Below are 14751 nucleotides of genomic sequence, written 5' to 3'. Positions count from 1 at the left end.
CCGCGTGCCGTCCGGTATCCGGCCGGCACGGGTGCGCACCAAGCATCCCTTCCGATGCCGGCCATTCCGGGGAATCGTCCTCGGAGGTCGTCGGCATCGGAAGCGACGGTTTCCGTGGTGCGGGTTATTCATTCGTTCATCGGACGTACTATTCGTGCGTGTGGTATTGCAGGGATCCTCCGGATGCGGCGAACTCCTCCTCGGGCGACATGATGAGATGCTTGCGTCCATAGAGCGCGAAGAACACCGTCGCCACGAGATAGATCGCGACCATCACATACACCGCCAGCCGATAGTCGGGGTTGAAAAGAACCGCCACGAAGATCACCAGGGCGAGCAGACCCGAGACGACCGCCCCGGGCACCCCATATGCGCTGACGAAGGGGCGTGATATCCCCGGCATGTTCCTCTTGAGAAGGACATATGAGACCATCTGCAGAAGATAGGCCAGAACGGCGCCCCACACGGCGATGTTCAGAACGACGGATCCCGCGCCCTCGCCACCGTAGGCGATGATGAACAGAGCGGCGAAGCCGATCACGGCGCCCACGATCAGGCCCCAGTACGGGGTTTTGCGCTTCCCCGTCAGACTGAGGAACGCCGGATAGTAGCCTGCACGGGACAGCGAATACAGGTTGCGGCCATACGCGAACATGATCCCCTGGATGGAGGCTAGGAGGCCGATCAGCGCGAAGGCCGACAGGAGCGCGGCGACATTCCCGGGGAGAATGGCCCTGTACCCGTCCAACAGAGGTTCGTCGGAACCGGCGAGGGCGGCGGATCCCACCACGGCGGGGTTGAGGAAGACGATGATCAGCGCCGAGATCCCCAGCGTGAGGATGCACAGACGAGACGCCTTCGGGATGTTGTGCTCGGGATCGCGAACCTCCTCGGCGGCGAGCGGAAGCTGCTCGATCCCCAGGAAGAGCCACATGGCGAAAGGCATGGCGAAGAGGATGGCCGCGGGACCCATGGGAAGGAACGAGGTTCCGCCTGCCGTGGGCTTGATGTCAAGAAGCGAGCCGAAATCCACCTTGCCCGTCGCGAACGCTCCGATGCCGAAGATCGCGACTATCGCGAGGGCGGCGATCGAGACGACCTGCGCGAAGCGGAAGGAGGTTTCGGCCCCCAGCCAGTTCACGATGACGAAGATGACGTACAACGCCAGCCACCATACCCATTGCAGACCATGGTCGTCCAGGGAGTATCCCGTCAGATCCGACACGATGGCGTCCGCGTAGGCGGATGAGAAGTACACGATCGTGGCGGCCGTCATCACGTATTCGATGGTCTCGGCCAGTCCCGTGAAGAATCCTCCCCATGGCCCCATGGCCGCACGAGCGAAGGAGTACGCCCCGCCCGTGTGGGGCATCGCCGAGGCCATCTCGCTGATCGAGTTGAGCATCAGAACGTACATGACGTACACGATGACCGCCGCGATGAGCATACCGCCCCATCCCGCCTGGGCGATGCCGCCGTTCCATCCCGAGAAATCCCCGGAGATGACCGCCGCGATGCCGATCGCCCACAGGCCGAAAGCCCCGGAGGTCCTTTTCAATTGCCTTTTGTCGAAGTAGTCCTCGTCGATGTCCACGTAGGTCACCGCTCCCAGACCCGACCCACGCGACCGCAAGTCGCCTGCCGTTGAAGCCATGGTTGTCCTCTCTCTCCTGATCACCTGGTTGATCACCCGTCAATACGCGATCGGCACGCCGACAATGCCAGCGGCACGCCATACCATCCCGTCTGCCCTCCAATCCATCAGCGAAGAAGCCAACGCGAATCCTCCAGATACCGGACCGCGCACGTCACCGATCCGGAAGACTGCTGTCGGGCCAATCCAGGTGGCAGCGCGTCCTCGCGGTGGTTCGTGGTCCACCCGAGCATCTGCAGCCTGCGGATCATCGACAGCGCCGACATGATCTCCAGATCGTCATCGGAGAACGTTCCGGCGATCTCCTCATATCCCTTCACCCATGCGGAGGCGAGTTCAGGGGCGTAGTCCTCATGCTCGATGAAGCTCAGGGACGAGGCGTAGTCGTAGAGGTACCAGCTGTAGCCCGCGTCGTCGAAGTCTATGACGGTCAGCTTTCCCTGCGGTCCCCTGATGACGTTGGACGGGCGCAGATCCGCGTGAATCAGCCCCCAGGTCTCGGCGGTCCGGGGAACCTTGATGAGGACGTCCATCGCCTTCCACAGGGCCTTCGTGCAGACGTCCCGCTCGTCCTCGGTGAGGTCCGCGCTCTCCCACCGTCCCCAGCGGGGCGAGGGCCCGACCATATTGGACAGATCCCAATTGAAGCGCGTGAAACCCGATGGTGGGGTCCACCGCCGTGACTGCTTGTGGAACATGGCGGCCCACCGCCCGATCGTGACGTAGTAGGGGGCGGGGTTTTCCAGATCCTCCAGCACGGTTCCCTCCACGAACTTCGTCGAGACGACCGTCCATACGGTTCCCGTCATGTCGCGTATCCCGGTCACGAACGTTCCGCGGACGGTGGGGACGGGATTGATCAGATTGACGCCGTCGATGTCATGAAGCGCGTTGAGCCAGGTGATCTCGGACGCCACCGCCTGCGGCCCCCCGACGTACCCCGGCTGCGAAACCCTCACGACGCCCTCTTCAACATCGTCCAGAAGCAGGACGAACGTGGCGTTCTCCGACACCGTGATCAGATTGAGCGCGGCCTTCGTATGATCGATCCCCCAGGCCGCGCACACGCCCTGAAACAGCCAGAACGGAGCGGGATCGCCCTTCGACAGTCCCGAGAACGCATCCAGACTCGTTGACGTGGAATCCACGTCCATCAGGCTTGCGATGGTTTTCGACACCATATCCACACCTTTCCCCCTGTGCTTGCGCTCATCGCGACGTTCCCGGTCGCTCCGAAAACGAGCGGGAAAATCGACGGCCCAGGGCCATGCGTGAATACTCGCAGAAGCGCCTCGGAGAATCACGAGCGGACGGTTAAGGACAGGTAACGGATGACAGGGTCTCCATAAACGGCGTGTTACATGATCTGCGAAGTCAGCGAAGCCGCCGCCATCACAATCACCGACTAGGCCTCACCCCACAGGTATGACGAGGAACGCGGGCGTAACGAAGACACGGGCGTAACGAAGAACGGCATGGCGGAAGAATGGCATGGCGGAAAGGCGTAGCGTAGGAAAGCGCGACGAAGTGGATAATCCCTTGTCCCCAACGCGGAAATGGAATCAACGAACGCGGAATCACCGGGAAACCCGCATAACGAAGGGGCCCCGGGATTGCTCCCGGGGCCCTCATGCGGACAGGGCGAGATTCGAACTCGCGGTGGCTTGCACCACAACGGTTTTCAAGACCGTCTCCTTAGACCGCTCGGACACCTGTCCATGATCGCGTCCATGCTCCTGCGGTCACGAGCGTCCATTGTACCCCATCGGCAACGGGACGCGGCGGCATGCCACCCCGACATGCCACGGCTTTATCGCGGATTTCGCACGAATGGACGTCAGGCCTCCCACGTCGCGGGTTCTATGACCTCGCGTCCGCCCATATACGGCCTCATCGCCTGCGGTATCTCGATCGAACCATCCTTCTGCTGATGATTCTCCAGAATCGCGACCAGCCATCGGGTGGTGGCCAACGTCCCGTTCAGCGTGGACACCGACCGCGTCGATCCGTCCTCGGTGCGTTCGCGGATGTTCAGCCGTCGCGCCTGATATTCCGTGCAGTTGGACGTCGATGTCAGCTCACGGTAACGCCCCTGGGTGGGCACCCACGCCTCGCAGTCGAATTTGCGCGCGGCCGACGACCCCAGGTCTCCCGCGGCGGTGTCGATGATGCGGTACGGCACCTCGACCTTGGCCAGCATCTTCTGCTCCATGCCCAGAAGCTGCTGGTGCATGTCGCGCGAATCCTCCTGACGGCAGTAGACGAACATCTCGACCTTGTCGAACTGGTGGACGCGGATGATTCCCGCAGTGTCCTTGCCCGCCGCCCCGGCCTCGCGCCGGTAGCAGCTCGACCACCCGCAGTACTTCAGCGGACCATTGCCCAGATCGAGGATCTCGTTCTCATGCATCCCCGCGAGCGCGACCTCGGACGTCCCCACAAGATACTGGTCGTCGGGCTCGCGAAGACGATAGATCTCGTCGGCATGGGAGTTGAGGAACCCCGTTCCCGCCATGACCTCGGGCCGGACCAGTGTCGGGGTGATGGCAAGCGTGAAGCCGTTCTCCTCTGCCTGGTCCACGGCCATGGTCAGCATCGCGATCTGCAGCCGGGCCACGGCTCCACGCAGGAAATAGAAGCGCGACCCGGACACCTTCACGCCGCGGCGCATATCGATGCCCGCGACGCCCACGCCCAACGCCAGATGATCCTTCGGTTCGAATCCCTCCGACGCGAAATCCCGGATGCTTCCCACCTTCTTGACGACGACGTAATCGTCCTCGCCCCCCTCGGGAGCCTCGGGCTCGACGATGTTGGAAAGCTTCCACATCGCCGTGGTGTACTCCTCCGCAGCGGAATCGGCGGAGGCCCTGTATTCCGCCACGCGCGCCGACAGCTCCTTGGTCTGGGCGATAAGCGCGGCCTTCGCATCGGGTGCGGCCGCCGCCACCTGGCGACCGATCTCCTTCTGCCGGGACCGGGCCTCCTCGAAGCTCTTCAGCGACGAACGACGCACCTCGTCCGAGCGCAGGACCTCGTCGACGAGTTCGACGGACTCCCCCCGTTTGCGCTGTGATTCCCTGACGATATCGGCGTGATCGCGAATGAACTGAATATCAAGCATGGCTTCAGCCTAATGCCGAAAGGCGACACCCCCGACACGAAGGACGTCGGCGCCGCGCGCAGGGGCGTCTTCGTGCAGAAATCGTCAATGTAACGTCCACCGCACCGGTTTCACGCACGGGCACAGGCACAATTGACGTATGCCCCAGACCTCAATCGTCGTTCTTGTCCTCACCGTCATCACCGTGGCCGTGATCACGGTTGTGGTGGGCATCCGCGTATGGCAGAAGCGCAGAAAGATAATCGTTTCCCTGCTGCATCGTCGGGGCGACAGCGTCCGATACGCGTTCATCATCAATCCTTCCAAGCCGCAGGCCGAGCAAAACCGCGAGCACATCATCCGCTTCTGCGAGGACCACGGACTCGGAGAGATCATTCTTCTTGACACTCAGGTCAATAAGGACGGGGGCGCCTGCGCGCGCGAAGCGCTGAACGACGGGGCCGACGTCGTGGTGGCCGTGGGAGGGGACGGGACCGTCCGGACGGTAGCGAGCGCGATGTCGGGCAGCGGCCATGCCATGGGGATAATCCCGACGGGAACGGGAAACCTTCTGGCGCGCAATCTGGGGATTCCCCTCGACGACGTCGAGGCCGCGCTGACGGTGGCCACATCGCACGGATCCCGCCGCATCGACGTGGGGCGCATGTCCCTTCTCGACGCCGAAGATGTCCACGCCCACGCGTTCCTCATCGTCGCGGGAATGGGCTTCGACGCGCTGATGATCGACGACACGGACCCGAACCTCAAAAAGAACATCAGCTGGCTTGCGTACTTCATCGGAGGCGTCAAGAATCTTTTCGCGCCCAAATATCATGGCACGGTGACCATAGCGGAGCCGAACGGAGAGACCCACACGACCCGTGACCTCACCTTCCGCACGCTGATGGCGGGAAACTGCGGGCAGATCCCCGTGTTCTCGCTGATGCCGGAGGCGTCCTTCGACGACGGGCTTCTGGATTTCGAGATCATCGACACCTCGGGCGGACTTCTGGGATGGGCGAGCCTTTTCGGCGACGTCGTCCATCAGACGATCACGGGCAAGGCGGAGCAAAGCCCGCTGTCGACGAACTCGAGCATCGAACAGGTTCAGGGCGTATCCGCCGACATCGTTCTGGAGAAACCGGCACTCGTTCAGGTGGACGGCGATATGCTAGGCGAAAGCAGCCATATCGGCTTCAGCGTCGAACACCGTTCCCTGACGGTCCGCGTCCCCGAATCCAACGGGCGTTAGCACGCGACCGGCATATCGCGTCAGGACTCCCTGTCAACCCCCTCGGCAACTCCGTCTTTCTCGATGACGCCATCTCCGATGGCATCGTCCACTGGATGGCACCTTCCATCGGATGGCATCGTCCACTGGGCCTTTCGACGAGACTGTCGCCACGGGGAACGATACGATCGTCACGAGTGAAACGACACGGCGTCACGAGGACTGGGTGGCATCCGCCACGACACGGGCGACGTGGAGTGCCAGATACCCGATCTCGTCCTCGGTCAGGCTGGCGCCGAGCCTGAGCTCCACAACGGCGGCCAGACGGTATGCGCACTGCATCTGGTCGGGATACGTCTGGCGGATGGATTGGATAATCGGCTCAGAGCCCTTCTCCAGCTGTCGGCCCTGGTGGATGCGGACGAAAAGGTATCGCAGATGCGTGATGAACCGTGCGACGTTCACGCTTCGCTGATCCATTCTGATGCCGTAGGTCTGCTCGATGACGGCGAGCATCTGCTGTATGACCCCCGTCATCCTGTAGGTATAGGACAGGTCCCCCGTCGAGAAGCCCGCGTTCACGAGATGGAGAGCAAAGGCCACGTCCTCGCTTGACGGCAGAGCGCCCTTCAGCGCCGCATTGAGCTCAGCCACCAGTGATCGAGCCTTCTCGTATTCCTCCGGATACAGGGATCTGACCTCGGCCTCCAGCGGATATTCGATGGATGTTCCGCCGACGCTCGCGCGTCTGAGAACGCCGGACACATGGTCGGCGAGCGCAACGACGAGGGTGGGGCTTTCCCGGGACTGGCGGGCCATCCCCACCCGCGCCATGGCGTCGGTGACCAGCCGGATGATCTCCGGTGGGATGTCGGCTATGTGCTCGGCGATATGGTCGGGGTCGCGGCCGTCGGAGGGAAGGAACGTGCGGACGATCTTCGCTCTGTCCACCTCTTGTCCCGGCCGGGCATGGAATCCAAGCCCACGTCCCGTGAGGATGACCTCACGCCCGTCGTCTATGGCCAGAACGACATTGTTGTTGAACACGCGAAGGATCTCCACGACGTCCTCTTCCCCGATTCAGACCACTGTGACCATCCTGGCTAGCGCGTCACCTCCAGCACCGGATCGCCGGCGGTGACATCGATGCCGGTGCGCGGAACGACACCGCCCAGCGCCGCGGTGTTGAGCACGGTCATCAACGTGGTGGTGCTGTATCCCGCATCCTTCACCTTAGCAAAGTCGACGGTCGCCAGCTTGTCGCCCACGCGGACGCGTTGGCCCTTGACCACGTTGACGCTGAATCCCTCTCCGTTCATCTTCACGGTGTCTATTCCGACGTGGACGAGGATCTCCACGCCATCGTCCGTTTTGATGCCGAAGGCATGACCGGTCTCTGCCACGGTCTGAAGGACTCCGGAGACCGGAGCGAGAACGTCGGAGGACTCGGGGCGGATTCCGACGCCCTCCCCCAGGGCGCGTGACGCGAACACCGGATCACCGGCGTCGTCCAGAGAGACGACATGGCCGGAGATAGGGGCGGCCACCGTCGTCGTGGACTCCTGACCGTCGTCGGAACCACTCGCATGACCATCCGAGCCATCCCCCACGGAAGAAGCTGCGGGAGCCGCAACGGCCGCCGCCGAGCCGGACTTCGCCTGGGCGACCGACGCGAGGGCCTCGGCCTTCTGCTCGGGGGTGCGGTAGTCAAGCGTGATGATGAGGATCATCGAGACGAAGAACGCCACGGCGATGGCGATGGCGTACACCCACATCTGGTCGAAGACGGGGATCGTCAGCAGCGAGGTGGACGCGAACGCCGTGGTGGTGACGCCCTTGACGCTGGCTCCCGAGGCGATCACGGAGGGGAACAGCCATCCCATGACGGCGATGACCACGCCACCCACGAAGCAGCCGATCAGCATGCGACGATAGACGAGCTTGTAGCGAAGATGAATGCCGTAGAGGCTGGGTTCGGAGACCCCGCCCAGCAGACCGGCCGCAAGGGCACCGATGGAGATCTGCCGCATCTTCTCGTCACGGTCCCTGATGGAGAGCGCCAGAACGCCGGCGGTCGCGCCGAAGCAGGCGAAGTTCCACACGCCCATGGGCCCCTGGATGAAGTCATATCCCAGGGTCTGAATGTTCATGAGCATCAGTGCGTTCAATGGCCAGTGGAGGCCCAGCGGCACGAGGAACGGATAGAGCATGGGGATGAGGATGGCGAATATGAACGGCGCATGGGAGTTCATCCAGGCCAGGCCGACGCCGATGCCATTGCCCGCCCAGACTCCGATGGGGCCGATCAGGAAGGCCGTGAGCGCGGTGACGATGATCATGGAGAGGAAGGGGACGAACACCAGCTGGACGCTGTCGGGGATGATCTTCTCCAACCCGTGGTAGACCAAGGCGAGAAACGCCGCCATCAGCAACGGCACGAAGACGTTCCCGCTGTAGTCATTCAGCTGCATGGGAAGACCGAACACCGTGGTGGAGCAGGAGCTGGTGCCCAGCGTTGCGTTCTCGACGCATGTCGTGACGCCCTTCCACTTCTGCGTATCGGACAGGCTGACGAACTGCGGTGTCATGAGGGCGCCCATGATGGTGGCCCCCACCCACGGATCCACCCTCAGCTTCTTCGAGGCGTTGTAGGCGATCATGATGGGCAGGAAGTAGAAGACGCCCTTCCATATGGCTTTGACGAACATCAGGCTGGTGTTGGCCTCATCGCCCGTGATCACCTTCACGGATATAAGGAGGTTGACCAGCGCGATGATTAGCGAAGCTCCGAGGAGGACCCCCAGAATGGGACGGAAGGAGTCCGACAGGTATTCGATGAAGGAGTCAAGCCACTGGACATGGCCGCGTCCCTTGGCCCTTACGGCCGCCTTCACGTCCGCGTTGGACATGCCATCATCGGAGCCGGCCCCGGACGGAGCCTGGGCGGCGGATCCCATCTGCTTCATCTGCGGCAGCGCCATGATCTCGTCATATATCGAGGCGACGGCGCCGCCGATGACTACCTGATAGCGGTTCCCTGACTGGGGAACGGCCCCAAGGACACCGTCCATCGTTTCCAACCGATGCTGGTCGACCTTGGCGGAATCGTTCAGCTCGAACCTCAGACGGGTGGCACAGTGCGTCAGACTCTTGACGTTCCGTGGGCCGCCGACCGCAGAAATGATCTGCGAAGGGGTTGAATCAGCCATCTCATTGCCCTTTCTCTTAATCCTGATTGGAATCACAGGGCTTCCCGGACACGAAGGCAATAAAAAAACCTGAGGCACGGTCGTGCCTCAGGTTTTGCGTCCTTGATGAACTTGCAACCCTGCAATATGTTATTCGTCCCTTATGATAGCCCTCGAACGCGCTCCGCACAAAACGACATCCCACGGCAGGCCGCACCGGCGTTCCCTTCCGTCCTTTTATTCCATGTTTTTCGAACAGAATGACACATATCTTTACATTTCATCGCGTCTCCGTGGCACAATAAAAGGCATGGTTGCTAAAAATGCGGGACTACCCGCCACCCCTGCTGATCTGATCAACGTGGACGAGGTGATAGGCAAGTACTACGACCTCGTTCCCGATCCATCCATAGCCGAGCAACGCGTCATCTTCGGCACGTCCGGACACCGCGGATCCTCATTGAAGACCTCGTTCAACGAGGCCCACATCGTCGCCATAGCACAGGCCATCGCGGAATACCGAGCCAAGGCCGGGGTCACCGGCCCCCTCTATCTGGGCCGCGACACCCATGCTCTGTCGGAACCCGCGACGCGGACGGCCATCGAGGTCCTCGTGGCCAACGGCGTGCGCGTGCGTATCGACTCCCGTGACGACGTCGTCCCCACTCCCGTGGTGTCCCAGGCCATCCTCACTCACAACCGCGCCGCCGACGGCTCGCAGCGCTTTACGGGGAACGATATTGCCGACGGCATCGTCGTCACGCCCTCTCACAACCCACCCACCGACGGCGGCTTCAAATACGATCCGCCGACCGGCGGCCCCGCGCCCGCCGAGGCCACGAACGCCATAGCGGCGAGAGCCAACGAGCTTCTGGGATCATACAAATCGGTCAAGCGGACACCCTACGAGCAGGCCATCGCCTCCGATCTGGTGGAGCGCTTCGACTATCGCGAGCACTACGTGGACGATCTGTCCAACGTCATCGACTTCGACGTCATCCGCTCCTCCGGCGTGCGGCTGGGCATCGACCCCCTGGGCGGCGCCTCCGTCAACTACTGGCCGCTGATGAACGAGAAGTACGGCCTGAGCATCGACGTCGTGCGTCCCCAGGTCGACCCGACCTGGAGCTTCATGACCATCGACCATGACGGCAAGATCCGCATGGACCCCAGCTCCCCCTATGCCATGAAGGGCCTCGTGGACTCCCTCAACAACGGCGCCTGGAAGAAGTACGACCTCGTCGGCGGCACCGACCCCGACGCCGACCGCCATGGCATCGTCTGCCCCGACTGGGGCGTGATGAACCCCAACCACTACATCGCCGTGTGTGTGGAGTACCTCTTCGGCGGCAACCGTCCCGGCTGGCCGGAGAACGCCGGCATCGGCAAGACGCTGGTCTCCTCCAGCCTCATCGACCGGGTGGCGACGTCCATCGGCGCCCGCCTCGTCGAGGTCCCCGTCGGATTCAAGTGGTTCGTCGACCCGCTGTTCTCCGGGGAGGTCGCCTTCGGCGGCGAGGAGAGCTCCGGGATGAGCTTCCTGCGAAAGGACGGCCGCGTGTGGACGACCGACAAGGACGGGCTCATCCCCGACCTGTTGGCTGCCGAGATCACCGCGCGCACGGGGAAGAATCCCGCGCAGCTTCATCAGGATCAGGTGTCACGTTTCGGCGAAAGCTGGTATCGACGCATCGACACCCCCACGACGCTGGAGCAGAAGCAGAAGTTCGCTCATCTCACCGGCGACGACGTCACCGCGACCCGGCTGGCGGGAGAGGAGATCACCGCGAAGCTGACCACGGCCCCCGGGAACGGCGCCGCCATCGGAGGGATCAAGGTCACGACCGCGAACAACTGGTTCGCCGCACGCCCCTCGGGAACCGAGAACATCTATAAGGTCTACGCGGAGTCGTTCGTCTCGCCCGACGCCTTGGACAAGGTCCTCGACGAGGCGACCGATGTGGTGGACAAGGCCCTTGAGGGCTGAGCGAACCGGTCTCGTCACGCCGTAACGGTTATGGCATGACGAGACGCGGCCGATTCGGGAACGGATGCCGTCGGGAGTTGATGCTTGCCGACGGCATCACGCGTTCGCGGGCAATGGGACGATTCCATTCGATTCATTCGGCTGATTCCGACGATCCGGCCGATTCGAACATCCAGCCGATCCAGCCGATCCAACCGATCCAGCCGATCCAACCCGTCCGGTAACGCCGCCATCGAGGAGTCCTCCGGCCACCGCCACCGCCACCGCCACCGCCACCGCCAGCATAGGCGCCCCAACCGGATATCAGGCCGAAGAAGCCTATGAAGAAAAGGAGACCCGTGACAATCACCGTGTCAACAGACGGATCCGCCCTGGCAAATCCCCATGGACCGATGGGATGGGCATGGGCCGACCATCCTCATCCGCAGGGGGAGAAAGGGCACGACCATCCCCATGATCATGACGCCGGAGGCGCCACCAACGGAACCAATCAGATCGGCGAGCTCTGCGCCGTTCTCGAGGCCCTGCGGTCCCATCACGGTGACGAGCCACTTGTCATCGAAACCGACTCCCAGTATGCGATCAACTGCTCGACCACGTGGGTGCGCGGGTGGAAGCGCAACGGATGGCGCAACAAACAGGGGAAACCGGTCAAGAACGACGCGCTGATCAAGGCGATCGACGCCGAGCTCCATTCGCGACCCGGAAAGGTGAGCTTCGTGTGGGTGAAGGGCCACGCCGGCAATGCCGGAAACGAGATGGTCGATGATCTGGCCCGCGACTATGCCTCCTCCTGCCGCGACGGATCCCGAGACGGATATCTTCCGAAGGAGGGATGGCAATCATTGCTCGCCTCGGATTACGCCACCGGACTGACGGTTCCCCCGGACGCCCGGCTCCTTCTCGATGGGGCCATAGACGATCGGGACTATCATCGCGGGCGCATCGGCAAGGATGATCCGCGGGACGGGACGCGGAAACAGGTGGAGGGGCGGACGGAGGGAACGTCCTCCGCCACCAACAGGGACGCCGCTGATGCCGATTCTGCAGGGGATCCGATACCAGCGTCATCGCCGGCGACGCATGACGACGGCGCCGATCACCTGCGAGACGGCTCCCGCACGGGCAGCGAGGAACCGCCCATCGAACCCCCTGCCACACGGACGACGCAGGCGCCGGTCGCCGCTGACGGACGGTCCGCGACCGGCGCATCGTTGACGGTGTCCGGCACGCTCCGGTTCTCGCCGCCCCCCGCAAGCAGCCCCAGTTTCGACGGACGTCCCCGCCGCATCCATGGCGTGATCCACATAGACGCGCTGGTCAACGGCGACGGATCCATGACAGTCGACAACATGCCCTTCACCATGTCCGACGGACGCTCATAGCCACTGCCCTCCCCCCACCATAGAATGGTTCTGCCCGACGGGGACGGAGCGATGGATTCCGGCCCCGGACACGCACCATGGAATGCGGGACATAGACACACTCAACCGACAGGAGAATGATGGATAAGGCACAGCAGGACGCGCTGAAGAAAGCGGCAGGCATCGAGGCCGCGTCACTCGTTACCAACGGTATGGTCGCGGGATTGGGGACCGGATCGACCGTCCGCTTTCTCGTCGATGAGCTGGGACGTCGCGTGACGGACGAGGGACTCTCCTTCACCGGCGTGACGACCTCGCGTCGCACACAGGAGCAGGCGGAGAGCTACGGAATACGCATCGTCGACATCGACGACGTCGACCACATCGACGTGACCATCGATGGAGCAGATGAGGTGGACGGCAACTTCAACGGCATCAAGGGAGGCGGCGCGGCGCTCCTGTGGGAGAAGATCGTGGCAACGAACTCCGACCGGGTCGTATGGATCGTCGATGAGTCAAAGGTCGTCGACACCATCGGCCGGTTCCCGCTTCCCGTGGAGGTCATTCCCTTCGGAGCCGGGCATGTGATCAAACGATTCGAGGACCGCGGATACCATCCCGTTCTCCGCAAGGACGCCGCGGGCAAGGAGGTGCGCACGGACGAGAACAACTACGTGGTCGACCTTCATCTGGGACGCATCGACAAGCCCGAGGAACTCGCCCAGGACCTTATCACCACCGTCGGCGTCGTCGAGCACGGGCTGTTCCTCAATATGGTCGACAAGGTCATCGTCGGGGATCCGCAGGGGCCTCGTACATTGGTCAATCCCTTCAAGAAGCACTGAACTGTGCGTGGGGGTGGCGGGCCCTGTGCTCCGCCATCCTCGCGTCTTGCGGCTTCCGTGTCGCATGGTTTCCACGTCGCGCGGTTTCCATGTCAGAGATCGGTTTCCATATCAGAAATCATGGGGAGAAAGCGGAAGATCTCCGGTCCGGGCCTCCGATCGATGTCTGAGCCTCCGATCACCGCGGCAACACCGACCGATGCCGCGACACCGACCGATAGGCAAGAAGGGACTCCATCTATATGTGTGACTCCGCTTGTATATAAAACACCCTTGTCATATAAAGACACCGAAGTAAAAAAACACCGGGGCTCTCCACGACGATTGCCTTGGAGAGCCCCGGGACACCATAATCAGCGCGTCATAACATCACTGAAGGCTGGCGCCCCATCCATGCTATGAGCCGCTCGTCACTACTTGCGCTGATGACGAGTTTTGCGCAGCAATTTGCGATGCTTCTTTTTGCTCATACGCTTGCGACGCTTCTTGATGACCGAACCCATCGGAAGCCTCCATTCCTATTCGAAAGACTGCAACTTGCCCAATAATACACGCGCGTGGCGACTAGCGCGCATGGCGTTCCCCATGGCGTGCGAGAAGAGGCCGCTCGAAGGAAGCCACTGCACGAAGAAGCATCACAGCGGGAACTTCTGATAGAACCGCAGAACCGAGCTGCGAGGCCCCGACACCTGGAAAACGGCGGTGTCATTCTGCCATATGGCCACGGCCTGCTGCGAGTCGGACGCATCCTCACGCACGACATAGCTCCCCGTGGCCGATCCCGACACCTTGATCGTGCCCGTGGCGATGTCCGTGCCCTTCTGGGCCGAGACAAGCGCGTCGTACTGGGTCTTGGCGGAATCGGAAGTGGTCCACTGCGCAACGATCATGGTGACGTTCTGCGCTTCCTTGCCCGTGGAATACGTCAGCGTGTATTCCTCCAGCGGCGACGAGGACGTCCAGCTGGCGCTGGGCGACGCCTCGGTCCGGGCGAAGTTCAGGACGCTCTCAGGCATGGCCTTGAGCAGGGTAGTGGAGTCGGCGGGCAACGCCGACGGGGAGATCGTGGGGGTAGTGGCTCCGCCGACGCGCTTGTACCGCCGGACGACGAGGCCGCCGACGTGGCCACAGTCTGATCGGAGTCCGATCTTCCCAACGCCCATCCCGGCCAGACGAACGCGGACAACACCGCCAGAACGACGACCAGCGCCGCCGACGCGACGACGATCGTCAGCTTGGTATGGGAGGAGGATACACGAGTGCTCGACATGGTTGTCATTCTTGCACGATCACCTGACCTGACGTGCGCTGGACCCGACTCGGCCTCATCCCTCCACAACGATCATGCCCCGATGCGCTTGTCGCCAAAAACGTCTAGC

Annotated in this window: 10 protein-coding genes, 1 tRNA gene and 1 pseudogene; 4 read left to right on the top strand and 8 right to left on the bottom strand. The window is 62.6% G+C overall.

Translation table 11 applies throughout. The features are described 5' to 3' along the window. Positions 1 to 148: 148 nt before the first annotated feature. The 4 genes from BMIN_RS04560 to serS form a co-directional block, all read right to left on the bottom strand. The gene (locus BMIN_RS04560; protein ID WP_022860921.1) at positions 149 to 1654 is read right to left on the bottom strand and encodes an amino acid permease; all 1506 of its coding nucleotides are present in this window, start codon (positions 1652 to 1654) and stop codon (positions 149 to 151) included. A 107-nt stretch (positions 1655 to 1761) separates the two neighbouring features. Continuing rightward, positions 1762 to 2835 carry a phosphotransferase enzyme family protein gene (locus BMIN_RS04555; RefSeq protein WP_022860920.1) on the bottom strand — a complete coding sequence of 358 codons (1074 nt, stop codon included), beginning with the start codon at positions 2833 to 2835 and terminating at the stop codon, positions 1762 to 1764. 452 nt (positions 2836 to 3287) lie between these two features. Next, positions 3288 to 3372: transfer RNA gene (locus BMIN_RS04550), tRNA-Ser, on the bottom strand. Between the two features lie 119 nt (positions 3373 to 3491). After that, complete coding sequence (gene serS, locus BMIN_RS04545) at positions 3492 to 4778, bottom strand: serine--tRNA ligase (RefSeq protein WP_022860919.1); 1287 nt, start codon at positions 4776 to 4778, stop codon at positions 3492 to 3494. A 139-nt stretch (positions 4779 to 4917) separates the two neighbouring features. On the opposite strand from serS, the gene BMIN_RS04540 reads away from it, so the two are divergent. Beyond that, positions 4918 to 6009, top strand: a complete 1092-nt coding sequence (locus BMIN_RS04540) for a diacylglycerol/lipid kinase family protein (protein ID WP_022860918.1) — start codon at positions 4918 to 4920, stop codon at positions 6007 to 6009. A 192-nt stretch (positions 6010 to 6201) separates the two neighbouring features. Here the strand turns inward: BMIN_RS04540 and BMIN_RS04535 are convergent, their stop codons facing one another. Together BMIN_RS04535 and BMIN_RS04530 are read right to left on the bottom strand one after the other, a co-directional pair. Next, complete coding sequence (locus BMIN_RS04535) at positions 6202 to 7050, bottom strand: PRD domain-containing protein (protein ID WP_022860917.1); 849 nt, start codon at positions 7048 to 7050, stop codon at positions 6202 to 6204. Between the two features lie 41 nt (positions 7051 to 7091). Beyond that, entirely contained in the window at positions 7092 to 9197 is a 2106-nt protein-coding gene (locus BMIN_RS04530; RefSeq protein WP_034886285.1) for a glucose PTS transporter subunit IIA, read from the bottom strand. Positions 9198 to 9486: 289 nt separating this feature from the next. Here BMIN_RS04530 and pgm point away from each other — a divergent pair, with 289 nt between their 5' ends. The 3 genes from pgm to rpiA all read left to right on the top strand — a co-directional run bounded on the left by pgm (position 9487) and on the right by rpiA (position 13372). Beyond that, entirely contained in the window at positions 9487 to 11163 is a 1677-nt protein-coding gene (pgm, locus tag BMIN_RS04525) for a phosphoglucomutase (alpha-D-glucose-1,6-bisphosphate-dependent) (RefSeq protein WP_022860915.1), read from the top strand. A 338-nt stretch (positions 11164 to 11501) separates the two neighbouring features. Next, entirely contained in the window at positions 11502 to 12548 is a 1047-nt protein-coding gene (locus BMIN_RS04515; RefSeq protein WP_026647391.1) for a ribonuclease H family protein, read from the top strand. A 119-nt stretch (positions 12549 to 12667) separates the two neighbouring features. Beyond that, positions 12668 to 13372: a ribose-5-phosphate isomerase RpiA gene (gene rpiA, locus BMIN_RS04510; RefSeq protein WP_026647390.1), complete on the top strand. Its 705-nt coding sequence runs from the start codon at positions 12668 to 12670 to the stop codon at positions 13370 to 13372. A 413-nt stretch (positions 13373 to 13785) separates the two neighbouring features. Here rpiA and BMIN_RS08375 read toward each other — a convergent pair whose 3' ends face one another. Together BMIN_RS08375 and BMIN_RS04505 are read right to left on the bottom strand one after the other, a co-directional pair. After that, positions 13786 to 13875, bottom strand: coding sequence for a 30S ribosomal protein bS22 (locus BMIN_RS08375; protein WP_004268639.1), 90 nt, complete (start codon positions 13873 to 13875; stop codon positions 13786 to 13788). A gap of 132 nt (positions 13876 to 14007) precedes the next feature. Then, positions 14008 to 14651: pseudogene (locus tag BMIN_RS04505) on the bottom strand (hypothetical protein). Between the last annotated feature and the right edge of the window lie 100 nt (positions 14652 to 14751).

The sequence above is a fragment of the Bifidobacterium minimum genome, from assembly GCF_000741645.1.
GTDB lineage: Bacteria > Actinomycetota > Actinomycetes > Actinomycetales > Bifidobacteriaceae > Bifidobacterium > Bifidobacterium minimum.
Note: the sequence above shows the minus strand (reverse complement) of the source record. Positions and strands in the feature narration are given on the sequence as shown.

Excerpts from the sequence above, each read along its gene's own strand:
- pgm (WP_022860915.1), top strand. The coding sequence starts at position 9,487 with ATGGTTGCTAAAAATGCGGGACTACCCGCCACCCCTGCTGATCTGATC.
- BMIN_RS04540 (WP_022860918.1), top strand. The coding sequence starts at position 4,918 with ATGCCCCAGACCTCAATCGTCGTTCTTGTCCTCACCGTCATCACCGTG.
- BMIN_RS04530 (WP_034886285.1), bottom strand. The coding sequence starts at position 9,197 with ATGGCTGATTCAACCCCTTCGCAGATCATTTCTGCGGTCGGCGGCCCA.
- BMIN_RS04560 (WP_022860921.1), bottom strand. The coding sequence starts at position 1,654 with ATGGCTTCAACGGCAGGCGACTTGCGGTCGCGTGGGTCGGGTCTGGGA.
- rpiA (WP_026647390.1), top strand. The coding sequence starts at position 12,668 with ATGGATAAGGCACAGCAGGACGCGCTGAAGAAAGCGGCAGGCATCGAG.
- BMIN_RS08375 (WP_004268639.1), bottom strand. The coding sequence starts at position 13,875 with ATGGGTTCGGTCATCAAGAAGCGTCGCAAGCGTATGAGCAAAAAGAAG.
- BMIN_RS04555 (WP_022860920.1), bottom strand. The coding sequence starts at position 2,835 with ATGGTGTCGAAAACCATCGCAAGCCTGATGGACGTGGATTCCACGTCA.
- serS (WP_022860919.1), bottom strand. The coding sequence starts at position 4,778 with ATGCTTGATATTCAGTTCATTCGCGATCACGCCGATATCGTCAGGGAA.